The following is a 23011-nucleotide window of genomic DNA, read 5'->3' as shown; positions in this document are numbered from 1 at the left end:
CGCGTTCGCGGGTTGCGCGTTCAGCGATGAACTGCCGATCCGTCAGGATCAGAAGTCCATGTCACCGCCCGGCATGCCGCCGCCGGCCGGCGCGGCGGCCTTCTCCGGCTTGTCGGCGATGACGGCCTCGGTGGTGAGGAACAGCGCGGCGATCGACGCGGCGTTCTGCAGCGCGGAGCGCGTGACCTTCGCCGGGTCGATGATGCCCTCGGCGATGAGGTCGACGTACTCGTTGGTCGCGGCGTTCAGGCCGTGGCCGACGGGCAGGTTGCGGACCTTCTCCGCCACGACGCCGCCCTCGAGGCCGGCGTTGACGGCGATCTGCTTCAGCGGGGCCTCGAGGGCCAGCTTGACGATGTTGGCACCGGTGGCCTCGTCGCCCGTCAGGTCGCCCTCGAGCTTCTCGAAGACGTTGGAGGCCTGGAGCAGGGCCACGCCACCGCCGGCGACGATGCCCTCCTCGACGGCCGCCTTCGCGTTGCGAACGGCGTCCTCGATGCGGTGCTTGCGCTCCTTGAGCTCGACCTCGGTCGCGGCACCGGCCTTGATGACCGCAACACCGCCGGCGAGCTTCGCCAGGCGCTCCTGCAGCTTCTCGCGGTCGTAGTCCGAGTCGGAGTTCTCGATCTCGGCGCGGATCTGGTTCACGCGACCGGCGACCTGCTCGCTGTCACCGGCACCGTCGACGATGGTGGTCTCGTCCTTGGTGATGACGACCTTGCGGGCGCGGCCGAGCAGGTCCAGGCCCGCGTTCTCGAGCTTGAGGCCGACCTCCTCGGAGATGACCGTGCCGCCCGTGAGGATGGCGATGTCGTTCAGCATGGCCTTGCGGCGGTCGCCGAAGCCCGGGGCCTTGACGGCGACGGACTTGAAGGTGCCGCGGATCTTGTTGACGACCAGGGTCGACAGGGCCTCGCCCTCGACGTCCTCGGCGATGATCAGCAGCGGCTTGCCCGACTGCATGACCTTCTCCAGGAGCGGAAGGAGGTCCTTCACGGAGGAGATCTTGGAGTTGACGATCAGGAGGTACGGGTCGTCGAGCGACGCCTCCATGCGCTCCATGTCGGTGGCGAAGTACGCCGAGATGTAGCCCTTGTCGAAGCGCATGCCCTCGGTGAGCTCGAGCTCCAGACCGAAGGTCTGCGACTCCTCGACGGTGATGACGCCTTCCTTGCCGACCTTGTCCATCGCCTCGGCGATGAGCTCGCCGATCTGGGTGTCGGCGGCGGAGATGGAGGCCGTGGAAGCGATCTGCTCCTTGGTCTCGACATCCTTCGCCTGCTCGAGGAGGGCGCCGGAGACGGCCTCGACGGCCTTCTCGATGCCGCGCTTGAGGGCCATCGGGTTGGCACCGGCGGCGACGTTGCGGAGACCCTCGCGGACGAGCGCCTGGGCGAGGACGGTGGCGGTGGTCGTACCGTCGCCGGCGACGTCGTCCGTCTTCTTGGCGACTTCCTTGACCAGCTCGGCGCCGATCTTCTCGTACGGGTCCTCGAGCTCGATCTCCTTGGCGATGGAGACACCATCGTTGGTGATCGTGGGGGCGCCCCACTTCTTCTCGAGGACGACGTTGCGACCCTTGGGGCCGAGGGTGACCTTGACGGCGTCAGCGAGCTGGTTCATGCCGCGCTCGAGACCGCGCCGGGCCTCCTCGTCGAACGCGATGATCTTGGCCATGTGAAGTGGTCCTCCCGGACATGGGGTGGATAACGCTCCAGGACCGCGCCGACGCCCGCGACGGACGGCCTCCGCGACTCCGTGTGGTTCCTTGCCCCACCCGGCCGGCGGCCTCGTCTGCCCGATCCTCGTAGCACTCTCACCTTCCGAGTGCTAACGCCAATGATTAGCACTCGCCCTAGGAGAGTGCAAGCGACTCTCGCGTTTCGGGAGGTGACCAGGGGGTGGCCGGGGCGGAACGCACGAGGGGGCCGGGAACGCGCGAAGGGCCCGGGAGCACACCAGGGACCCGAGAACGCGCAAGGAGCCCGGGAACGCACGAGGGGTCCGGGAACGCACGAGGGGTCCGGGAACGCACGAGGGGTCCGGGAACGCACGAGGGGTCCGGGAACGCACGAGGGGTCCGCATCCCCTCAGGGATGCGGACCCCTCGACGGCGTTGCGTCGGTGGCCGATCGCGCCGCGCTCAGACGGCGAGCTTGACCATGTCCGCCTGCGGACCCTTCTGGCCCTGCGAGATCTCGAACTCGACCCGCTGGCCCTCTTCGAGGCTGCGGTAGCCATCCATCTGGATCGCGCTGTAGTGGACGAAAACATCCGCACCACCGTCTACCGCGATGAAGCCGTAGCCCTTCTCCGCGTTGAACCACTTGACGGTGCCCTGAGCCATGCCTAACTCCCCTATTACTGGCCCTTGCGCGGGACCGCACCTCGCGGACCCGGGTCAGACCCTGCGCCGGAACGCGTCGACCGCCGCTGAATGTATCTGCCCAACTGCCCTCTGCAACAGGTCATTCGACCGAGAATTCTGGGCGCGCCGGAAAGGGGAATTGGGGATAATCCCCTGGATCACGGGGCAAGTCGGGCCCGGCAAAGCACGCAGAACGTACACAACGTGCAGGCACTTTGGCTGCTTCTTGTCGTGCGGAGACGCATTCTCATATGCGTTCGGCATGCGCAGCGGAGGGGACTTCCCCAACTCTACCGCGCTCAACCATGCAGAATTGCCCCTTCCGCTTATCGCGCGGAAGGGGCAATTCGTACTGACCGGTAGGCCTCGGCGAAGGCTCAGCCGAGGATCAGCAGCCTCCGGCGACGGCCGGGATGATCGAGACGCCCGCGCCGGCCGGGGTGGCCGTCTCCAGGCCCTGCTCGAAGCGCACGTCGTCGTCGTTGACGTAGACGTTGACGAAGCGGCGCAGCTTTCCCTGGTCGTCCAGGACGCGGGCGGCGATGCCGGTGTGGTTCTTCTCCAGGTCCGCGATGACCTCGGCGAGGGTCGCGCCCTCGGCCTGGACCTCGGACTGCCCGCCCGTGTAGGTGCGGAGGATGGTGGGGATGCGGACGTTCACGGCCATGTCTTCGTTACCTTTCAGAGCGCCAGGCCGGCGTCGCGGAACGCGTCCAGGCTCGGGCGGATGGTGGCGGTCGCCTGAGAGGTTTCGGCCACCGCGTCCAGGGTCTTGAGTCCGTCGCCGGTGTTGAGGACGACGGTGGTGAGGCTCGGGTCGATGAGACCGGCCTCGACGAGCTTCTTGGTGACGCCGACGGTCACGCCGCCCGCGGTCTCGGCGAAGACGCCCTCGGTCTGCGCGAGCAGCTTGATGGCGTCGACGACCTGCTCGTCGTCGACGTCCTCCACGGCGCCGCCGGTCCGGCGGGCGATGTCGAGGACGTACGGGCCGTCGGCCGGGTTGCCGATGGCGAGGGACTTGGCGATGGTGTTCGGCTTCTGGGGCCGTACGACGTCGTGCCCGGCCTTGAAGGCCGCCGACACCGGGGAGCAGCCCTCGGCCTGGGCGCCGAAGATCTTGTACGGCTTGTCCTCGACGAGGCCGAGCTTGATGAGCTCCTGCAGACCCTTGTCGATCTTCGTCAGCTGCGAGCCCGAGGCGATCGGGATGACGAGCTGGTCGGGGATGACCCAGCCGAGCTGCTCGCAGATCTCGTACGCGAGCGTCTTGGAGCCCTCGCCGTAGTACGGGCGGAGGTTGACGTTCACGAAGCCCCAGCCCTCGCCGAGCGGGTCGCCGATGAGCTCCGAGCAGAAGCGGTTGACGTCGTCGTAGTTGCCCTCGATGGCGACGAGGTCACCGCCGTAGACACCGGCCATGACGACCTTGCCCTGCTCCAGGTCGTGCGGGATGAACACGCAGGAGCGGAAGCCGGCGCGGGCGGCGGCGGCGCCGACGGCGCCGGCCAGGTTGCCGGTGGAGGAGCAGGAGAGGGTGGTGAAGCCGAAGGCGCGGGCGGCTTCGAGCGCCTGGGCGACGACCCGGTCCTTGAAGGAGTGGGTCGGGTTGCCGGAGTCGTCCTTGACGAAGAGCTTGCCGGGCTCGACGCCGATCGCGGCGGCGAGGTTGTCGGCCTGGATGAGCTTGGTCCAGCCGGGGTTCAGGTTGGGCTTCTCGGCGACGTCGGCGGGGACGGGCAGGAGGGGGGCGTAGCGCCAGATGTTGGCGGGGCCGGCCTCGATCTGCTTGCGCAGCGCCTCGGGGTCACCGGTGGGAAGGTCGTACGCGACTTCGAGCGGTCCGAAACAGAGTTCGCAGGCGAAGATCGGGCCGAGCGGGAAGACCTCACCGCATTCGCGACAGGAAAGCCCGGAAGCGGGACCGAGGTCGACGGTGCTGGTGGGTACGGCGGTCTGTGCAGCCATGGAGGCGAGGCCCTTTCTCCTCATCTTTCCCATGACGAATTTTTCGCCATGAGACGGATTTGGCACCTTCCCTAGCCGGGGACCTCGCTGGAGGACGAGTAACCGACTGGAGGGTTGCCGGGGCTTCAACGGGCCGTTTCCCTCTGCCCCTCTGGATGAGCGGTATTCGATTGTGAGACGCGGGCGGCACCCCGACATGCATCGGGCATCCGCGTTGTTCAAGACTGTAACCGAAGGCTTCGAAGGTGGAGACCGACGTCCGATCCGCGAGATGGAGATCACGTTGCTGGAGGAAGTGGAGCGCTGGCTGGCCCGGCGGTCCTGGTCCGTGTCCGACCGCCCGCTGGACCGGGTGCTCGCCGCCAAGCGGGGGACGAAGGTCAGCGTCGTGCTGCCCGCGCTGAACGAGGAGGCGACGGTCGGGGACATCGTCTCCGTGATCCGCCGCGAGCTGATGACCGAGTCCGTCCCCCTCGTCGACGAGCTGGTGGTGATCGACTCGGGCTCCACGGACCGTACGGCGGAGGTGGCGGCGGCGGCCGGCGCGCGGGTGGTCGCGCGGGACGCGATACTCCCCCGGATACCGGCGGTCCCCGGCAAGGGCGAGGTGCTCTGGCGGTCACTGATGGTGACGAGCGGGGACGTGGTCTGCTTCGTGGACGCGGACCTGCGGGACTTCTCGGCGGATTTCGTGACGGGGATCGTGGGCCCGCTGCTCACGGACCCGGACGTGGACTTCGTGAAGGCGATGTACGACCGCCCGTTCGGAGACACCCCTGGTCAGGGCGGCCGGGTCACGGAACTGGTGGCCCGCCCGCTCCTGAACCTCCACTGGCCGCAGCTGGCCGGCTTCGTGCAGCCGCTGGGCGGCGAGTACGCGGCGAGGCGCTCGCTCCTCGAACGGCTCCCGTTCCCCGTCGGTTACGGAGTGGAGCTGGGGCTGCTCGTGGACGCCCTGCACACGGTGGGCCTGGACGCGCTCGCACAGGTGGACGTGGGGGTGCGCAAGCACCGGCACCAGGACGGGCAGGCGCTCGGCCGGATGGCGGCGGCGATCTACCGGACGGCGCAGCTGCGGCTGTCCCGGGGGCATCTCGTACGGCCGAGGCTGACGCAGTTCGAGCGGGGCGAACAGGGCTTCGAGCCGCGGACGTACGCGGTGGACACGGAGGAGCGGCCGCCGATGGCCGAGATCGCGGAGTACGCGCGCCGCCGGGTGGCGTGAGGCCGCACGGTGAGGTGACGGGCGGGTGCGCGCGGTGAGGTGACGGGCGGGTGCGCGGCGAGGTGACGGGCGAGCGCTCGCGGTGGACACGCCCGACCCGCGACAGCCCCGTCCGGCAACTCCGTGTGGCCGAATCGACCCGTCTCGTATACGTACGTTTGAGCGTTTACGGGACGGGCTAGGTTCGCCACATGGCAACTGTGCTGGTGGCATCCAACCGGGGCCCGGTCTCGTACGCGCTCGGCGAGGGCGGATCGCTGGACGCCCGCAAGGGCGGCGGCGGCCTGGCATCGGCCCTGAGCACCATCGACGCCCGGGAGAGCCTCTGGGTGTGCGCGGCCCTGGGCGAGGGCGACCGGGAGGCGGTGAGACGCGGAACGGCCGAGCCGGGCGTGCGCATGCTGGACATCGACCCGGCGACCTACACCGACGCGTACAACGGCATCGCGAACTCGGTGCTGTGGTTCCTCCACCACCACCTCTACGACATTCCGCGCGAACCGGTGTTCGACGCGGAGTTCCACCGCCGCTGGGAGTCGTACCGGAGCTACAACCGCGCCTTCGCGGAGACCCTGGCGGCGGAGGCGGCGGAGGGCGCGGCGGTCCTGGTGCAGGACTACCACCTGGCGCTGGTCCCGGGGCAGCTCAGGGACCTCCGCCCGGACCTGCGGATCGCCCACTTCACGCACACGCCCTGGGCCTCACCCGCGTACCTGCGGATGCTCCCCACCGACATCCGCGAGGAACTCCTCCGGGGGATGCTCGGCGCGGACGTCCTGGGCTTCCACACACGCGCGTGGGCGGAGGCCTTCGAGGCGGGCGCGGGCGACCTGGGACGGACGCAGGTGGCCACGTACCCCCTGGGCGTGGACGGCGAGGAGCTGCGGGCACTGGCGTACCGCCCGGAGGTGGACGACCGCCTGGCGCGCCTGCGTCAGGAGATCGGCGACAGGAAGACGATCGTCCGGGTGGACCGCACGGAACTCTCGAAGAACATCCTGAGAGGCCTGCAGGCCTACCGGGAACTCCTGACCGCGCACCCGGAATGGCGCGACCGGGTGGTCCACCTGGCCTCGGCATACCCCTCGCGCCAGGACCTGGAGGCCTACCGCGCGTACACGGCGGCGGTGAGGTCCCTGGCGGCGGAGATCAACGCGGAGTTCGGCACGGCGGACTGGCAGCCGGTCCTGGTCTCGGTGGAGGACGACTTCACCCGCTCCCTGGCCGCCTACCGCCTGGCGGACGTGGCCCTGGTGAACCCGGTGCGCGACGGCATGAACCTGGTGGCGAAGGAGATACCGGTCGTCTCGGAGACGGGCTGCGCGCTGGTCCTCTCCCGGGAGGCGGGGGCGTACGAGGAACTCCACGAGGACGCCCTCGCGGTGAACCCCTTCGACGTGACGGAGACGGCCGAGGCCCTGCGCACGGCCCTGACGATGCCCCCGTCCGAACGCGCGGACCGCACGAAACGCCTGGCGGCCACGGCCGTGTCCCTCCCACCCCAGCGCTGGTTCCTGGCCCAACTGGAAGCGCTCAGGAGCTAGGGCCTGTCCGACCCTGATCCGCCGGACAGGCCCTAGGGACCGCCTCAGCCGGTGACGCGGCCTGGCCGTCACGCACCAGGCCGCGCTTCACCGCTACGGCTACAGCTACCGCTGCCGACCTACGGCCCCGATCACGGGGTGACGAGGGTCGGGTTCTTGACGACCTTCGCGCAGATCGCGTAGGCCTTCAGCTTGCCCGGGTTGTTGGGGTCGGTGTTCGTCGCGAACGCCCACCAGCCCTCGCCCTTGACGGGGACGCTCGCGCCGACCGCGTACCGGTCGGCGTACGAGTTCCCTGCGGTCACCAGGGCGCCGCCGCCGGTCCGCGTCTCCCCGGCCGGACACTCGGCCTGCGCCACCGCGCGGCCCGGGTACCCGCCGCTCGCGACCGGGATGGTCACTTCGGCGCTCTCCACGACACGCACCACATCGTCGGCAACCGCAACGCCGGCAGCCGCGAACGCCATCGTCGCGGCCGCGGCCACGACGAGAGACTTCTTCAGCACAGGGATTCGCTTTCACTCGGTCGGAAGGAGAGACCCGCGAACCGTCGCGGGCCGCCCCAAGATCTATCCGCGCACGCCACCCCATCCGCCCCGGCCGCGCCCGTAGGTTCTTCGGGTTCACCGAAGAAACGATCATGCTTAGCGCATACGGCCCCGGAGCGGCGTTCAAACGAGTGAAGGCAGGCCCCCGCGACGCCAACGCCCGAGCCAGAAGGCCATGGCGGACCCCTCGTCGTCATCGATCTCGCGCACGCGCACGCGTTCAGCCGCCCGGCGCGGAACCCGGCAGCGTGTCACTCGCAGCAGGCCGGGCGCGACCCGATCCGGCGTCATACGCCGGTGGTGCCGCCGATGGTAGACGCGGCGGCAGGGTCAGGCCCGCTTCACCCCTTCACCCAACTGCGGTGCGGGCTTTGACCGTTCGTTGTCCGCCGTCGCCTGGAACGCGGCGCGCCATGCCGCGGCGAGGTCGTTCTCGGCGGCGTCGAGGGCGGCGGCGGTGTTGCCGCCGGGGACCGCGACGCGGTCCACGATGTCGTCCAGGCGGGCGCCTCGGTCGATCAGTCGGCTCAGGGCGTGCAGGCTCTGCGCGACGAGCTGTTCCGCCAGCTCCCGCGACAGCGGGGCGCCGCGTTCCTGCTGTGCGTCGACCATCGCCCTGACGGCGCCGGCCACCAGGGCCGGGCCGCAGGAGGCGAGGTCGGTCGCCGCCCGCCCCTGGCCCTCCTCGATCACGAACGGGGTCGAGAAGGGCCGGAGCAGCACGAGAAGGCCCTCGGTGTCCTGCGCCGTCAGGCGCGGACCGGGTACCAGGAGCGTCGCACCGGCGCCGATGTCGTTGCCGACGCTCGGGATCAGCTTGGCCACCGGCCCGGGAACGGCCTCCGCCAGCGCCCGGAGCGGCAGGCCGTTGTTGACGGTGATGACGATGTGCCGGGCCGTGAGCCGGGGCCGCAGTTCGTCGAGTACTGCCGGCAGATCCGCGTTCCGCACGCACAGGACGATCAGGCCGGCCTGACGGGGCAGCTCCGCCGGCGGCAGGACCACCGCGCCGGGCACGGCTTCCCGGAGCCGCGCGACACTGGCCGGGGACCGCCCCGCCGCGAACAGCCGGCCGGGTCCGACCGCCGTACTGAAACCGGCCGCCAGGGTCAGACCCATACGGCCGAGACCCACCACACCAACCGCCTGATGCCCACTCATGGCGATCAGCATCGCAGGCCCCCGGGCCCGCCCCTCAGGCCCCGTCGTCGGCCGTAAGTCTCCATACTTCTTCAGCCGTCCTGGTCCCTCGAAGTAGAAGCCTTTCGGTCCCTGTCGTTCGTCGGTCCTCCCGGGCAGGGGCAGGGGAGGGACGCCCTCGACCAACGCACTGCCATCGAGGACACGCTTGCCGTCGAACCGGTGGCCTGCAAAGCCGAACAGATGGGTTCCCCGCCCCAGTCGAAGCAGCCCCAAGGTGACCTGCGCCGCCGAGACGGGCAGCCCGCCGGACACGAGAGGGATGGACAGGAAGAGGTTCTTCTTCTCTCGCGCCTCGGGACCGGCCCACAGCGCAACGGTCACCCTCGCCTCGTTCGGGTCCGGGATGCATCCGCGCACGTAGTACGGCTTCACCACCGGTGTGGTCGTGTAGCGCCACAGCCCAGCTACGACGGCGCGCTGGAGATGAGCCAGGCAGTCCGGCGAGAGGCCCATGAGGACCGCCCCTCAGGCCCCGTCGTTGTCGCCGCCGTTGCCGCCGTCGATGACCGTCAGCCCCGTGCCCTTCCCGGCGTACGGATCGGGGGCATCGGCGGGGATGTTCGGGATGGCCCGGCCCTGGGCGGCGCCGTTGCCGTTGAACACGAAGTCGGCGCGGAGCCGCCAGTTCCGGCCGTCGGCGTAGATGAATCCCTGGTCGGCGAGCTGACGGAGAGCCCGGGACACCGAGGACTGGGACATGCCGACCTGCTCGGCGAACTTGGTCTGGTTCTCGACGATGACCAAGCCATGGTCCTTGCGGTTCTGGATGGCGCACATCTTGTGGAAGAGCTTGAAGGACGCCGCGCTGAGATCGGCGTCGGCGAGTGCCAGGTGTGCCGCGTATCCCATCGTGGTGAACCCTCCTCCTCTGAACCAGAGACCGGCCACGACTGAGACCGCCGAATGGACGGTGAAGTCGTTCACCTCGCCCGTCGTTCGGTTGACGGTCTCGATCCGGGTCACCTTCCGGCCCGCACGCACAGGCTACCCCCACGGGTGAAGAGAGGACGAGCAGGAATGCATCAGCTCATGCATTCCTGCATAGATCTCATCCAGAACTGGGTAGCAGCATACTTGCGCTATTCAATTCTGGGTAAGAATACCCAAGATTGGGTGATCTCTGGGCCGTACGCCCAGGTCAGTGGCCTGTTGTGGCTGCTCCGTCTTAAGGGGGTAAGGGCACCCCGCCGTACGGGGAGCCCCCGGCGCTCGGAGGCGCCGCCTCGCCCCGGGCGTCTGCGGGCCGTCGTCGGCGGAGGTCGTGGCAACGAGGAAGCGTGGCCGGGGCCGGTGGGTGGTTGCCGGAGACACACGTGGCGGACGACCGTCCGGCTTTCCCGCCGCCGTGGCGTGCTTTCGTGGGCCGAGGTCACAGCGGGGCCCCGGAGGCTCTGCCGGTCGGTCGACTGCGGGCCCGGCCCTCGGTTGCGTCGAACCCGCCGGGCCGGTGGGGCACGGGGTTCACGCCCCGCCCGGCCGTGGCCCGGGGTGGGCACTCAAGAGCCGGACCGTCGCTCCCTACGCGTCCGGGAACCAGTCACGCCCTTGGGCCCAGTGGGCGACCCAGCCCGCGAAGCCGGGGGCGCCGGGCATCGGCGCGTCGGGCGACGCGGGGCCGAAGGGCATCGCGCCCTCGCCGGCGATCTGCCAGACGTGACCGCGCTGCGGGCCGGTGACGACCAGATGCCAGTACATGCCACAGCCGTCGGTGCCGAGGAGCAGCGAGCCGTGGTCGAACACGGCATCTGTCCGGGCCTCGAACGCGGTCTCGTCCCCGCCCTCGTCCTCGTCCTCGTCCCACAGCCATGCCGCCGTGAGCGGGAAAGGCTCGGCGAGCAGGCGCTCGGGACGGCCCTCGCCCCAGTCCGAGGGCGTCTCCGCGAGCGGCAGCAGTCCGTAGTACGGCGGTCCGTCGGGCAGTCCGTCACAGACCTCCGCCACGAACGTCCGGTACGGCTCCGGAAGCACGATCCCGTGCTGCGCCTCGAACGCCCGCACCGCCTCCCAGCCGGCGGCCGGCGCCGCGTCGGGGCGGGATGCGAAGATCTCGTGCAGGGCGGCCAGCTCGGCCGGGTCACAGGCTTCCGTGTTCATGCCGATCATCATGCGACATCTGGAGGAGAAACCCGTCGCCGCTGGTCAAGGGGCATGAAACGCTGACGGACATGCATCTCGACCCGATCGACCTGGCCCGACGTCTCGTGCAGGCCCGTTTTCCCGACGCGCTCGCCGTGGTCCTGGCGGGATCCACCGCCACGGGGCGGGCGACCACCAGTAGTGACCTGGACATCGCGGTGCTCATCGCGGACGGCGGCGAGACCTGCCGGGAGACGCTCCGGTTCGAGGGGCGCCTCGTGGAACTCTTCGTCCACACCCGTGCCGGTCTGGTGGAGCTCTTCGCCGCAGACGTCGCCGCGCGTCGTGGAGTGCTGCAGAGCATGTACGCCACCGGCATCGTCCTGGTCGACACCGCCGGGGAGGCCGGACGCGCCCGGGCCCTGGCCGATTCCGACCTCCGCGCGGGTCCGCCGGCGCTGGAGCCGGAGACGGTCGAGACCAAGAGGTACGGGCTGACCGACGCTCTGGACGATCTGGCGGATGCGTCTGATCCCTTCGAACGCCTGGCGGTGGCAGGGGTCGTCCTCAACACCGCCGCCGACCTGCTCCTCGACCACCACCGCGCGTGGTCGGGCGGCGGGAAGTGGCTGCCCAGGCGGCTCCTCGATGCTGACGGGGAGCGCGGCGGAGCCCTTCTCCAGGGGCACCGGAACCTGTGTGAGACGGGTGACCCGGCACTGCTGACCGACGCGGCCCTCCGCATCCTCGACCTCGTCGGCGGACCGCTTCGCGAGGGCTACCGCAGGACGTGGCGGGGCGTCATCGATTCCGTCGCCGCAGGCGTCGGACGCTGACCGACGGCCTGCTGCCGCTCCCTCCCCCACGCCGCCAGCGGTTCGAGGGCCTCGTTGAGGCGGATGCCGTCCTTCGTGAGGGCGTACTCGACGCGGGGCGGGACTTCCTCGTACGAGACGCGGTCGACGATGCCGTCCGTCTCCATCTCGCGCAGGTGGGAGGCGAGGACCTTCTCCGTGATGCCCGGGATCAGGCGGCGCAGTTCGCCGAAGCGGCGGTGTGGCTGTTCGTGGAGGGCCCAGAGGATCAGGACCTTCCACTTGCCGCCGATGACCTCCATCGCGGTGTCGATGCCGCAGACGTGGCCGTCGGGTGCACCCGGTCGCTTCAGTGTCGCCATGCGTTCCACCCCTCTGAGCTGTTCGCTCACCTCAGGGTAACCACCCACTTGAAAGTGGGTACTTGAGCAGGTCAGAGGGCCGGAGCAGCCTTGTGGGCATGACAGCGAACACGCCTCCGAAGACCCCCGTCTCCCTGCTCGGGCTCGGTGCCATGGGCACCGCCCTCGCCCGCACCTGGCTCGCCGCCGGGTATCCGCTCACCGTCTGGAACCGCACCCCGGCCCGCGCCGAGGCGCTCGTCGCCGAGGGGGCGAAGGCCGCGGACAGTGCGGCCGGCGCCGTCGCGGCGAGCGACCTCGTCGTGGTCTGTCTGCTCGACGACGACTCCGTCGGCGCCGCCCTCGACGGCGTCGACCTCGCCGGCAAGGACCTGGTCAACCTCACCACCACGACCCCCGCCCAGGCCCGCGCCCGGGCCGCGTGGGCCGAGGAGCGGGGTGCTCGTTGTCTGGACGGCGGGATCATGGCCGTACCGCCGATGGTGGGGGTCCCCGAGGCCGGTGGGTTCGTCTTCTACAGCGGGGCGCGGGAGGTGTTCGAGGCGCGTCGCGAGGTCCTGGCCGTTCCCGTCGGGACCCGGTACGTCGGCGAGGATCCCGGGTTCGCCGCCCTGCACGACGTGGCCCTGCTCAGCGCCATGTACGGGATGTTCGCGGGTGTCGCGCACGCCTTCGCGCTGGTACGGCGGGAGGACATCGATCCCGTGGCCTTCGCCCCGCTGCTCGGGGAGTGGGTCCCCGCCATGGCCGGGCCGTTCGTCCGGCAGACCGCCGAGCGGCTCAAGAGCGGCGACCTCACCACCGGCGTCGTCTCCAACCTCGCCATGCAGGTCGCCGGGACCCCCACCTTCCTGGCCACGGCCGAAGGGCAGGGCGTCAGCACGGAGTTGCTCCGGCCGTACTTCGATCTCATGCGCCGCCGCCTCGACATCGGCAGCGGCGAGGAGGATCTGACCGGTGTCGTGGACCTGCTGCTCGGTGACCGGTGATTCGCTCACCGGTGATTCGCTGACCGGTGATTCGCTGACCGGTATTCGATGACGCCCCCTCCTCCTGAGGGGTCTTCCCGTGGCACACTCGCGGCGATCGTTCCCCCAGGCGATCCGTTTTTCCCCATGAAGCGCATGAAACGCATGAAGCGCATCAGACGCATGAGGCAAGCGGAAGGATCGCAGAACACGTGAAGAAGATTGTCGTGAGCATGACCCTCGGGTCTGCGCTCACCGCACTCCTCGCCGCGGGGCTCACCCCCGCCGCCGCGCAGGAAGCCCAGGACGTCGCCGCACCGGCGGGCTCCAACGCCCACCGGTCCGACGACCGCCCCGGACCGCTCACGAAGCAGCGCACCAAGTTGCGCGAGCAGGCGATCGACCTGGTCGCCAAGGGCAAGGCCACGGCGAACGCCAAGGGCGTCGTCGAGGTCGCGCCCGGCAAGTTCGCCGAGACCAAGACCAGCACCGCCACCCGTCAGGAGAAGATCTTCACGATCCTCTCCGAGTTCGGCGACCAGGGCTCCGGCAAGCTCGGCACCGTCCCCGGCCCGCTGCACAACCGGATACCGCAGCCGGACCGGAGCACGGACAACTCCAACGCCTGGACCGCGGACTTCTCCAAGGCCCACTACGAGAACCTCTTCAACGGCTCCGGCGAGTCCATGAAGACCTTCTACGAGAAGCTGTCCAGCGGCGCCTACTCCGTCTCCAACACCGTCGAGGACTGGGTCAAGGTCCCCGGCAACGCCTCCACCTACGGCGACAACGCCGTCGAGGACAACGGCGGCTCCTGGGCCTTCATCCAGGACACCGGCGACGCCTGGTGGAACGCCCAGCTCGCCGCCGGCAAGACGCCCGCCCAGATCGACGCGTACCTCGCCCAGTTCGACGTCTGGGACCGCAACGACTGGGACCACGACGGCAACTTCGACGAGCCCGACGGCTACATCGACCACTTCCAGGCCGTGCACGCCGGCATGGGCGAGGACGCGGGCGGCGGCGCGCAGGGTGAGGACGCCATCTGGTCCCACCGCTGGTACGTGAACGGCGACGACTTCGGCCTGACCGGCCCGAGCGTCTCCGGCACCCAGAACAAGGCCGGCGGCGCCCGCATCGGACAGTCCAAGTACTGGCTCGGCGACTACACCACCGAGGGCGAGAACGGCGGACTCGGCGTCTTCTGCCACGAGTTCGGCCACGACCTCGGCCTGCCGGACTTCTACGACACCGACGGCGGCGAAAACTCCACCGCCTTCTGGACCCTGATGAGCTCCGGCTCCTGGCTCGGCCACGGCGCCGCCGCCAACGAGGGCATCGGCACCCACCCCGGTCTCATGGGCGCCGAAGAGAAGCTCTTCCTCGGCTGGCTGAACTACGCCGACGCGCCGCTCGGCGCCAACGGCACGTACACCCTCAGCCCCGCCGCACTCCAGGTCCGCGGCAAGGCCCAGGCCGTCCGCGTCGCGCTCCCGGACAAGACGAGCAGCACCACCTACGCCACGCCCACCTCGGGCACCCACGCCTGGTGGACCGGCTCCGCCGACGGCCTCAACCAGTCCCTCACCCGCTCCGTCCCGGCCGCCCCGAAGGTCACCGTCAAGGCGAGCGCCTGGTACGAGATCGAGGCCGGCTTCGACTACCTCTTCGCCGAGTACTCCCTCGACGGCGGCGCCACCTGGGCCCGCGCGGGCGACCCCGTCTCCGGCTCCTCCGGCGGCAAGTGGACGACCCTGCGCTTCACGTACGACTCCGCCGGCAAGCCGTCCCTCTTCCGCTTCCGCCACCAGAGCGACGGCGGCGTGCACTTCGCCGGCGCGTTCCTCGACGACATCGCGCTGACCTCCGGCGGCACGACCCTCGCGACGGACGACGTCGAGCAGGGCGTCGGCGGCTGGACCGCGCAGGGCCGCTGGAAGATCTCCACCGGCACCGAGACGGCCACCGCCCCGCGGTACTACCTCGTCGAGAACCGCGAGTACGTCGGCGCCGACGCGCTCCTCGCCGAGGGCCCGTACCAGTTCAGCAAGGGCATCACCGCCCCGGACTGGGTCGAGTTCTTCAAGTTCCAGAACGGCATGCTCGTCTGGTACGTCGACCGGTCCTTCGACGACAACAACGTCAGCAACCACCCCGGTGGCGGCTCGGCGATGGCCGTCGACGCCCGCCCGGCGCCCTTCCGGTACGCCGACGGGACCGCGCCCAGCAACCGGCGCCAGCCCTTCGACGCGACCTTCGGCCTGGAGGCCACGGACGCGACCTGCCTCCACAAGGAGGTCCTGGCGGGCAAGGGCGGCAACCAGACCGTCCAGACGCTGGCGGCCTGCGCCCCCTCCGTCCCGGGCATCCCGGTCTTCGACGACACCGACCCGAACGCGTACTACGACACGACGGCCCCGCAGGCCAGCGTGAAGGTCGCCGGCCACGGCGTGCGCGTCACGGTCACCGGTGACGCCGGCGACGACCTGACGATCGGCGTCGCCAACCCGGCCGCGCACTGATCGCACACGGTGCAAGGGGCGGTACGGGGACTCCCGTACCGCCCTCGTCGCGTCTCCGGGGCCGTCTCAGGCCTCCCGTACCGCCCTCGCCAGTTCCGTCAGGAACTCCACCACGCCCGACGGGCCCGCCACGGACAGGTCCGCGCGGTCGGCCAGCTCCGTGACCTCCGTGGAGCCGCTGCACACCAGGACGCCCGGGGTGCCGTCGGAGCGGAGCTTCTCGACCGCCGCGAAGGCCGGCAGGTCGCCCAGGTCGTCGCCCGCGTACAGCACGGACCCGGCGCCCACCTCCCGTACGTACTTGGCGAGGGCCACGCCCTTGTCCATGCCCGGGGGCCGCAGCTCCAGGACCATGCGGCCGGGCTCCAGGACCAGGCCGTGGGCGACCGCCAGCTCGCCCAGCGGACCGCGCAGGGCCTCGAAGGCGCCCTCCGGGTCCTGGGCGCGGCGGGTGTGGACCGCGACCGCGCGGCCCTTCTCCTCGATCCAGACGCCCGGCCAGGCCCCGGACCGGTCCAGGAAGCCCGGGAGCTCGGCGCGGACGGAGGCGACGCCGGGGTGCGGGGCGGCGGCCTTCACGGTGCCGGTGACGGCGTCCCAGCGCTCGGCGCCGTAGTGGCCGAGGACGACGAGGTGCTCGAGGCCGGGGACACCGGCGAAGCCGCCGTAGCGGACGGCTACCCCGGCGGGGCGGCCGGTCACGACGGCGATCGAGGCGACCTGGGGGGCGAGGGCGGCGAGGGCGGCCACGGCGCCGGGGTGGGCGCGGGCCTGCTCGGGATCGGGGACGATCTCGGCGAGCGTGCCGTCGAAGTCGAGGGCGACGACGGCCTTCGTGGGCCGCGCGAGGAGCGCGGCCAAGCCGTCGCGGCCGGCGGGTGTGGTCGGGTGCGGGAGGCTGCTGACCATGTTCCGACCCTACCGACGTACGGGGGTCACGTCAGCGTGGCCGGGGTCACCCCGTAAGGGGTCACCCCTCCCGTCGTCGCTGCTTCTCCTCCCTGACCCGGCGCAGCCGGTTGACCGTCACCGGGTCGTGGGCCAGGGCGCGCGGGTCGTCGAGGAGGGCGTTGAGGAGCTGGTAGTAGCGGGTCGGGGAGAGGCCGAGCCGCTCGCGGACGGCCCGCTCCTTGGCACCGGGTCCGGGCCAGGAGCGGCGCTCGACGGCGAGGAGGGCCCGCTCGCGCTCCCCGAGCCCGCTGTTGTCGCCCACCGTCTCTTCGTCGGTCATAAGACCAACCTATTACTCGGCCTTCTCCGCCTCCGTCGCCGCCCGGCCTATCCGGCCGAGGACCTCGGAGGGGCTGCCGCCGGGGGTGACCGCCTTGCCGATGTTCTGCTTGACGTTCTCGCTGACCTGGGCCCAGGAGGTCTTGCCGACCGGCGGGAGCTGTGCGTCGGGGAGGACCTTGAGGAAGACGCGCAGGTTCTCGTGCTCGGGGTCGGTCTCCATGCGGGTGGAGGCGGTGACGGTGACCGGCAGCAGGTCGTTGTCCCCGGCGAACTTCAGGACGTTCTCGTCGCTGAAGACGAAGTCGAGGAAGTCGCCGATCTCCTTGCGGTGGCCGTTCTGCTTGAAGCCCATGATCCAGTCGGCGACGCCCATGGAGGTCTTGGGCGTGCCGTCGGCGCCGGGGAGGGGGACCTGGCCGACCCGGACGCCCTTCTTCGCGGCTTCCTTGAGGAGCGAGGGGTGGCCGTTGAGCATGCCGACCTCGCCGTTCGCGAAGGCGGCGAAGGCGGCCTTGCGGTTGAGCTTGCCGGGGGCGATCGGTCCGGTGAGGTCCTTGCCGACCAGGTGGGTGCGGAGCCATTCGAAGGTGCGGATGTTGGCGTCGGAGTCGACGGCGTAGCGGTCGGAGCCGTCGGTCCAGCCGCCGCCGCCGCTGAGCAGCCACATGAGGGCCTCGGCCTGGGCCTCCTCGGGGCCGAGCGGCAGCGCGAAGGGGGTGGGGACGCCCTTGGCCTTGAGCTTCTCGGCGGCCTCGGCGAGCTCGTCCCAGGTGGTGGGGGCCTCGGCGCCGGCCTTCTGGAAGAGGTCCTTGTTGTAGAAGAGCGGCCGGGTGGAGGCGACGAACGGCATGCCGTACTGGGTGCGCTTGTACTCGCCGGCGGCGGCGAGCGGGCCGAGGAAGTTGGCCTGCACGGGGATGGAGAGGAGGTCGTCGGCGGCGTACAGCTGGTCGGCGGCGGCGTAGTCGGCGTAGGCGCCGATCTGTGCGACGTCGGGGGCCTGGCCGGCCTTGACCATCTCGGCGACCTTGCGGTCGACGTCGTCCCAGGAGAGGACCTGGACCTCGACCTTGACCCCGGGGTGCTTCGCCTCGAAGGCGGCGACGAGGTCGGCCCAGTACTTCTTGGTGGTGTCGCCACCGGTCAGGTCGTAGTCGGCGGCGACCAGCTTGAGGGTCACGTCGCCGGAGTCACCGCCGAGGGAGCCGCAGCCGGCGACCGTCGCGGTCAGTCCGAGGGCGGCGGCGGCCGCGGTCAGTCCAAGGAATCGTCGCCGCTCCACGGCTTCATCCACCTTTTGCTCTTCGTTGAGCTGTCGTCTATCTGCACTGAGCTGCGTGTTTGCTCTTCTCAGGGCCGTAAGTCTGCCCCGCGCCCGGGCATGAGGTCTACACCACTCGGGTATCACTTCCGCAACTCCGACGGGAGCATGGGCGCATGATCGGGCCCGAATTTGTATCCGAGCGCAACAATCCTGGCCAGTGGACTAGACCTGTCAGGTCCCCGCGCGCCAGAATGACCCCCGTGAGACACGTCATCGCCCTGGATGTGGGCGGCACCGGCATGAAGGCCGCCCTCGTCGGGGCGGACGGCACCCTGCTGCACGAGGCCCGCCGCGCCACCGGGCGCGAGCGCGGCCCCGAGGCCGTGGTCGAGACGATCCTCGGCTTCGCCGAAGAGCTCCGCGCCCTCGGCCAGGAGCGGTACGGAGAGCCCGCCGCGGCCGCCGGAGTCGCCGTCCCCGGCATCGTCGACGCGGAGAACGGCATCGCCGTCTACGCCGCCAATCTCGGCTGGCGCGACGTTCCCATGCGCGAACTCCTCAGCCGCCGGCTCGACGGCGTCCCCGTCGCCCTCGGCCACGACGTCCGCACCGGCGGCCTCGCCGAAGGCCGTATCGGCGCGGGCAACGGCGCCGACCGCTTCCTCTTCGTGCCCCTCGGCACGGGCATCGCCGGAGCCATCGGCATCGGCGACCGCATCGAGGCCGGCGCCCACGGCTACGCCGGAGAGATCGGCCACATCGTCGTCCGCCCCGGCGGTACGGAGTGCGGCTGCGGCCAGCGCGGCTGCCTGGAGCGGTACGCCTCCGCCTCCGCCGTCTCCCTCGCCTGGGCCGAGGCCGGCGGCGACCCCGAGGCGGACGCCGCCGACTGCGCGAAGGCCGTCGAGTCCGGCGACCCCACGGCCGTACGGGTCTGGCAGGACGCCGTCGACGCCCTCGCCGACGGCCTCGTCACCGCGCTCACCCTCCTGGACCCGCGCACCCTCATCATCGGTGGCGGGCTCGCCGAGGCCGGGGAAACCTTGTTCACACCACTCCGGGCCGCCGTGGAGGAACGCGTCACGTTCCAGAAGCTGCCCGCCATCGTCCCGGCGGCCCTCGGGGACACCGCCGGATGCCTGGGCGCGGGCCTCCTCGCCTGGGACCTGCTCGCCGACAAGCACCCCACCCACTCGGAGGTTTCCGCCTGATGGCCGATCACCAGGTTCTCGCCGGCGCACACGTCGTGCTGCCCACCGGAACGGTCGAGAACGGACGCGTGATCGTCGACGGCGACCGCATCGCGGGCTCGGCCCCCGAGAACGCCCCCACCCTCGACCTGACCGGCCACTGGCTCGTCCCCGGCTTCGTCGACATGCACAACCACGGCGGCGGCGGCGCGTCCTTCACCTCCGGCACCGTCGACGAGGTCCTCAAGGGCGTCCACACCCACCGCCTGCACGGCACCACCACCGTCGTCGCCTCCTTCGTCACCGGCGAGATGGACTTCCTCACCCAGCGGGCCGGACTCCTCTCCGAGCTCGCCGAACAGGGCGAGATCGCCGGCCTCCACTTCGAGGGCCCGTTCATCTCCCCCTGCCGCAAGGGCGCCCACGACGAGACGCTGCTCCGCGACCCCGACCCGGCCGAGGTCCGCAAGCTGATCGACGCCGCCCGCGGCCGGGCCAAGATGGTCACCCTCGCCACCGAGCTGCCCGGCGGCCTCGACTCCGTACGCCTGCTCGCCGAGCACGGCGTGATCGCCGCCATCGGCCACACCGACGCCACGTACGAGCAGACGCGGGCGGCCATCGACGCGGGCGCCACCGTCGCCACGCACCTCTACAACGCGATGCCCGCCCTCGGCCACCGCTCCCCCGGCCCGATCGCCGCGCTCCTGGAGGACGAGCGGATCACCGTCGAGCTCATCAACGACGGCACCCACCTCCACCCCGCCGCCCTGGAGCTCGCCTTCCACCACGCGGGACCGGAGCGCGTCGCGTTCATCACCGACGCCATGGACGCCGCCGGCTTCGGCGACGGCCGCTACATGCTCGGCCCCCTGGCCGTCGACGTGAAGGACAGCGTCGCCCGCCTCGTCGAGGGCGGCTCCATCGCCGGCTCCACCCTGACCCTGGACCGCGCCTTCAAGCGCGCGGCGACCGTCGACGGCCTGCCGGTCGAATCGATCGTCCAGGCGATCTCCGCCAACCCGGCGCGGCTCTTGGGCGTTTACGACCGGGTGGGCTCCCTGGAGCCCGGCAAGGACGCCGACATCGTCGTCCTCGACGCCGAGTTCGAGCTGAAGGGCGTCATGCGCAAGGGCGAGTGGATCCTGAACCCCGTGGCGGCCTGATCAGGAGTCATACGGAAGGGCGGTCGGCCGGGGGTCTGGGCCAACCGCCTTTCCTTTGGCATGATCGGTGCCCGTCAGAACGTCGGAACGGGCGTTCCACAGAACTTCACGAGAAGTACGGGGGGTGGACGGGTCTTGATCCTCACGGTCACCCTCAACACGGCACTGGACCTGACCTACCGGGTCCCCGCCCTCACCCCGCACGCCTCCCACCGCATCACCCAGGTCATCGAACGGCCCGGCGGCAAGGGACTCAACGTCGCCCGCGTGCTCGCCGCCCTCGGACACGAGACGGTCGCCACCGGCTTCGCGGGCGGCGCGACGGGCGCGACGCTACGGGACCAGCTGGCGGCCACGCCGGTCCGCGACGAACTCGTCGAGACCGCCGGAACGACCCGCCGCACGGTCGCCGTCGTCGACACGGCGAGCGGGGACACCACCCAGCTCAACGAACCGGGCCCGACCGTCACCGCCGCGGAATGGGCCGCCTTCCGCACCCGCTTCACCGAACTCCTCGACGGGGCGCGGGCGGTCGCCCTCTGCGGCAGCCTCCCGCCGGGCATCCACGTCGGCGCGTACGCGGAACTGATCCGCCTGGCCCGGACGGCCGGGGTCCCGGTCCTCCTGGACACCAGCGGCGAACCCCTCCGCCGGGGCATCGCCGCCCGCCCCGACCTGGTCAAGCCGAACGCCGAGGAACTCGCCCAACTGACCGGCTCCCGCGAACCCCACCGCGCCACCCGCGACGCACGCCGCCGCGGCGCCCACGCGGTGATCTCCTCACTCGGCCCCGAGGGCATGCTCGCCGCCACCCCGGAGGGCCTGTGGCGCGCGACCCCGCCGGCCACGGTGAAGGGCAACCCCACGGGCGCCGGCGACTCAGCCGTCGCCGGCCTCCTCTCGGGCCTGGTGGACGAGGCCCCCTGGCCCGACCGCCTCACCCGAGCGGTCGCCCTCTCGGCGGCGACGGTCCTCTCCCCGGTGGCCGGGGAGTACGACGCGACGGCTTACGAGGAGCTGCTGGCGCGGGTGACGGTGACGGCGCAGCCGGCCCTTGCCTGACTACGCCGTCCTACCGGGTCCTCAGGCGATGCGCCCGAGCGTCACGCACCTGTCGGCGACCCAGCCCTTCCGCCCGTTGTAGTTGAGGGGGGTCCAGGTGTTGTAGGTTCCGCCCCCGCTACCGCACTTGTAGAAGCCACCCGTAACCTGACCGCCGCACGTAGAGGTGTAGCAGGGGATTTTGTCAGGGCTTCCGGTGCCCAGGGCATGAACTCGAACGAGGACAGTAGAGGTCGTCGAAGTGGACGCTCGAACATTCCAGGCGACGCCCGAGTAGGCGCCGGACACGGCGGCAGATGCCGGGGGCGTCATCGCAACAATCAAACCGGCAGCCAGCACACCGACCGACGCCATTTTTCCCAGGGCACGCATCTTCAGGACCTCCCGTGTTGTCCAACCCGCCCTCATGGTCAGTGAGGGAAGGATCATCAGATGATGATCTTACTTTTATGGGCGAACGCAAGAGATCGGACGTCAGGCCGTGCCGCAGGCAGTGCGTCGGCGCCTACGGCCCCGGGGTCACCTCGAGCCAGTCGAGCAGCACGTTGCACTGGTTGCCGGCCTCGCACGAGATCTTGATCTCGTTGTCGCCCTTCTGGAGGTCGACCGGCGCCCAGGTGGTCTGCCAGTTCTTCTCAGGGTTCGGGTCCGAGGAGTGGATGAAGTTCTTCAGCCCGATCGGCAGGGAGTTCGCCTTGCCGTTGACCGTCAGGGTGGCGTTCGCGTCGACCGCCGGGATGCTGTAGCGGACGGTCAGGCGGTACTTGCCGCCCGACGGCATGTTCGCCTTCCAGGTGACCGAGGCGCCCGGCGTGTTGAAGCCCGACACGTACACGCCGCCGACGCCCTCGGCGCCCTGGACGGTCTTCTCCGTCGTCGCCGAGCCGCCCAGCGTCAGCGTCGCCGCGTCCTGCTTCGGGAGCTCCTCCGGGGTCTTCTCGGCGCTCGGCTCCGTGGTGGGCTGCTCGGAGACCGTGGCGGGCGGCGCGCTCGACGGCGTACCGCCGGCCTGGTCTCCCTTGTCCTTCTCGCCGCCCGCGTTGGAGATCACCGCGGCCGCGATGCCGATCACGACGACCGCGACGACCGAGACCGCGCCGATCAGCAGGCCCTTGGTGTTGGGGCCGCGGCCCGAGCCGCCGCCGCCGCGCTGGGGCGGGATGGTGCGGGTCTGCGGCTGGGCGCCGTACGTCTCGGGCGCCGCGTACTGCGCCTGCGGCTGGCCGTAGGGGGCCTGCTGCTGCGGCGGCACGTACGCCTGCTGCTGGTGGCCGTACTGGCGCTCGCCGACCGCCCTGACCTGGTTGTACGAGGTGCGGGGCACGCCCGGCTGCGCGGGGGCGGGGCCGGGGTAGCCGTAGCCGCCGCCCTGCGGGGCCTGGGCACCCGCTGCCTGGCCGTCCGCGTACAGGTAGCCGAACGGATCGTCGTCCTCGGGCTTGCTCGCGCCGTCGTTACCGGCAGCCATCCGGGTCATCCTCTCCATGCTCGCCAGCC

The 23011-nt window shown here is 70.8% G+C and carries 21 protein-coding genes and 1 riboswitch; of the genes, 8 read left to right on the top strand and 13 right to left on the bottom strand.

The window, feature by feature from the left end; all coding sequences use genetic code 11:
- Positions 1-48 precede the first annotated feature (48 nt).
- The 4 genes from groL to thrC form a co-directional block, all read right to left on the bottom strand.
- Positions 49-1677 (bottom strand): chaperonin GroEL, encoded by a 1629-nt coding sequence (gene groL / locus SVTN_RS20995; protein WP_041130483.1) that lies wholly within the window; start codon positions 1675-1677, stop codon positions 49-51.
- Positions 1678-2143: 466 nt separating this feature from the next.
- Entirely contained in the window at positions 2144-2347 is a 204-nt protein-coding gene (locus tag SVTN_RS20990; RefSeq protein ID WP_015035246.1) for a cold-shock protein, read from the bottom strand.
- Between the two features lie 409 nt (positions 2348-2756).
- On the bottom strand, positions 2757-3035 hold the full coding sequence (locus tag SVTN_RS20985; RefSeq protein ID WP_017238235.1) for a MoaD/ThiS family protein: 279 nt from the start codon (positions 3033-3035) through the stop codon (positions 2757-2759).
- 14 nt (positions 3036-3049) lie between these two features.
- The gene (gene thrC, locus SVTN_RS20980; RefSeq protein WP_041134103.1) at positions 3050-4360 is read right to left on the bottom strand and encodes a threonine synthase; all 1311 of its coding nucleotides are present in this window, start codon (positions 4358-4360) and stop codon (positions 3050-3052) included.
- A riboswitch (SAM riboswitch) is annotated at positions 4354-4498 on the bottom strand. (Overlaps the previous gene by 7 nt.)
- A gap of 121 nt (positions 4499-4619) precedes the next feature.
- Between thrC and SVTN_RS20975 the strand changes: the two genes are divergently transcribed.
- Both SVTN_RS20975 and SVTN_RS20970 read left to right on the top strand, forming a co-directional pair.
- A complete protein-coding gene (locus SVTN_RS20975) occupies positions 4620-5561 on the top strand; it encodes a glucosyl-3-phosphoglycerate synthase (protein ID WP_041134102.1) in 942 nt (313 codons plus the stop codon).
- 191 nt (positions 5562-5752) lie between these two features.
- Positions 5753-7105, top strand: coding sequence for an alpha,alpha-trehalose-phosphate synthase (UDP-forming) (locus SVTN_RS20970; protein ID WP_041130482.1), 1353 nt, complete (start codon positions 5753-5755; stop codon positions 7103-7105).
- Positions 7106-7236: 131 nt separating this feature from the next.
- On the opposite strand, the gene SVTN_RS20965 is transcribed toward SVTN_RS20970, so the two are convergent.
- The 4 genes from SVTN_RS20965 to SVTN_RS20950 all read right to left on the bottom strand — a co-directional run bounded on the left by SVTN_RS20965 (position 7237) and on the right by SVTN_RS20950 (position 10962).
- Positions 7237-7611 (bottom strand): hypothetical protein, encoded by a 375-nt coding sequence (locus SVTN_RS20965; protein ID WP_041130481.1) that lies wholly within the window; start codon positions 7609-7611, stop codon positions 7237-7239.
- 372 nt (positions 7612-7983) lie between these two features.
- Complete coding sequence (locus SVTN_RS44335; protein WP_159026486.1) at positions 7984-8814, bottom strand: pyrroline-5-carboxylate reductase family protein; 831 nt, start codon at positions 8812-8814, stop codon at positions 7984-7986.
- Between the two features lie 507 nt (positions 8815-9321).
- Positions 9322-9705: a MarR family transcriptional regulator gene (locus SVTN_RS20955; RefSeq protein ID WP_159026485.1), complete on the bottom strand. Its 384-nt coding sequence runs from the start codon at positions 9703-9705 to the stop codon at positions 9322-9324.
- 669 nt (positions 9706-10374) lie between these two features.
- Positions 10375-10962 carry an SMI1/KNR4 family protein gene (locus SVTN_RS20950; protein WP_041130478.1) on the bottom strand — a complete coding sequence of 196 codons (588 nt, stop codon included), beginning with the start codon at positions 10960-10962 and terminating at the stop codon, positions 10375-10377.
- A gap of 59 nt (positions 10963-11021) precedes the next feature.
- Between SVTN_RS20950 and SVTN_RS20945 the strand changes: the two genes are divergently transcribed.
- Positions 11022-11768 carry a nucleotidyltransferase domain-containing protein gene (locus SVTN_RS20945; RefSeq protein WP_107072760.1) on the top strand — a complete coding sequence of 249 codons (747 nt, stop codon included), beginning with the start codon at positions 11022-11024 and terminating at the stop codon, positions 11766-11768.
- Here SVTN_RS20945 and SVTN_RS20940 read toward each other — a convergent pair.
- The gene (locus tag SVTN_RS20940; RefSeq protein ID WP_052499227.1) at positions 11711-12109 is read right to left on the bottom strand and encodes a winged helix-turn-helix transcriptional regulator; all 399 of its coding nucleotides are present in this window, start codon (positions 12107-12109) and stop codon (positions 11711-11713) included. The two genes, SVTN_RS20945 and SVTN_RS20940, sit on opposite strands and share 58 nt — an antisense overlap.
- Before the next feature lie 98 nt (positions 12110-12207).
- Between SVTN_RS20940 and SVTN_RS20935 the strand changes: the two genes are divergently transcribed.
- A complete protein-coding gene (locus SVTN_RS20935; RefSeq protein ID WP_041130477.1) occupies positions 12208-13098 on the top strand; it encodes an NAD(P)-dependent oxidoreductase in 891 nt (296 codons plus the stop codon).
- A 191-nt stretch (positions 13099-13289) separates the two neighbouring features.
- Entirely contained in the window at positions 13290-15599 is a 2310-nt protein-coding gene (locus SVTN_RS20930; protein WP_078908431.1) for an immune inhibitor A domain-containing protein, read from the top strand.
- A gap of 66 nt (positions 15600-15665) precedes the next feature.
- Here the strand turns inward: SVTN_RS20930 and otsB are convergent, their stop codons facing one another.
- From otsB to SVTN_RS20915, 3 genes are all read right to left on the bottom strand, one after another.
- On the bottom strand, positions 15666-16508 hold the full coding sequence (otsB, locus tag SVTN_RS20925) for a trehalose-phosphatase (protein WP_041130476.1): 843 nt from the start codon (positions 16506-16508) through the stop codon (positions 15666-15668).
- A gap of 61 nt (positions 16509-16569) precedes the next feature.
- Positions 16570-16830 carry a DUF3263 domain-containing protein gene (locus SVTN_RS20920; RefSeq protein WP_041130475.1) on the bottom strand — a complete coding sequence of 87 codons (261 nt, stop codon included), beginning with the start codon at positions 16828-16830 and terminating at the stop codon, positions 16570-16572.
- A 12-nt stretch (positions 16831-16842) separates the two neighbouring features.
- Positions 16843-18126, bottom strand: a complete 1284-nt coding sequence (locus SVTN_RS20915) for an extracellular solute-binding protein (RefSeq protein WP_041130474.1) — start codon at positions 18124-18126, stop codon at positions 16843-16845.
- Between the two features lie 230 nt (positions 18127-18356).
- Here SVTN_RS20915 and SVTN_RS20910 point away from each other — a divergent pair, with 230 nt between their 5' ends.
- The 3 genes from SVTN_RS20910 to SVTN_RS20900 all read left to right on the top strand — a co-directional run bounded on the left by SVTN_RS20910 (position 18357) and on the right by SVTN_RS20900 (position 21514).
- Positions 18357-19307, top strand: a complete 951-nt coding sequence (locus SVTN_RS20910; RefSeq protein WP_041134098.1) for an ROK family protein — start codon at positions 18357-18359, stop codon at positions 19305-19307.
- Positions 19307-20452, top strand: coding sequence for an N-acetylglucosamine-6-phosphate deacetylase (nagA, locus tag SVTN_RS20905; RefSeq protein ID WP_041130473.1), 1146 nt, complete (start codon positions 19307-19309; stop codon positions 20450-20452). The genes SVTN_RS20910 and nagA overlap by 1 nt, the downstream gene beginning before the upstream one ends.
- A gap of 135 nt (positions 20453-20587) precedes the next feature.
- Complete coding sequence (locus SVTN_RS20900) at positions 20588-21514, top strand: 1-phosphofructokinase family hexose kinase (protein ID WP_041130472.1); 927 nt, start codon at positions 20588-20590, stop codon at positions 21512-21514.
- Between the two features lie 505 nt (positions 21515-22019).
- Here SVTN_RS20900 and SVTN_RS20895 read toward each other — a convergent pair.
- Complete coding sequence (locus tag SVTN_RS20895) at positions 22020-22982, bottom strand: CBM35 domain-containing protein (RefSeq protein WP_041130471.1); 963 nt, start codon at positions 22980-22982, stop codon at positions 22020-22022.
- Positions 22983-23011: the final 29 nt, after the last annotated feature.

The organism is Streptomyces vietnamensis, assembly GCF_000830005.1.
Taxonomy (GTDB): Bacteria; Actinomycetota; Actinomycetes; order Streptomycetales; family Streptomycetaceae; genus Streptomyces; species Streptomyces vietnamensis.
Note: the sequence above shows the minus strand (reverse complement) of the source record. Positions and strands in the feature narration are given on the sequence as shown.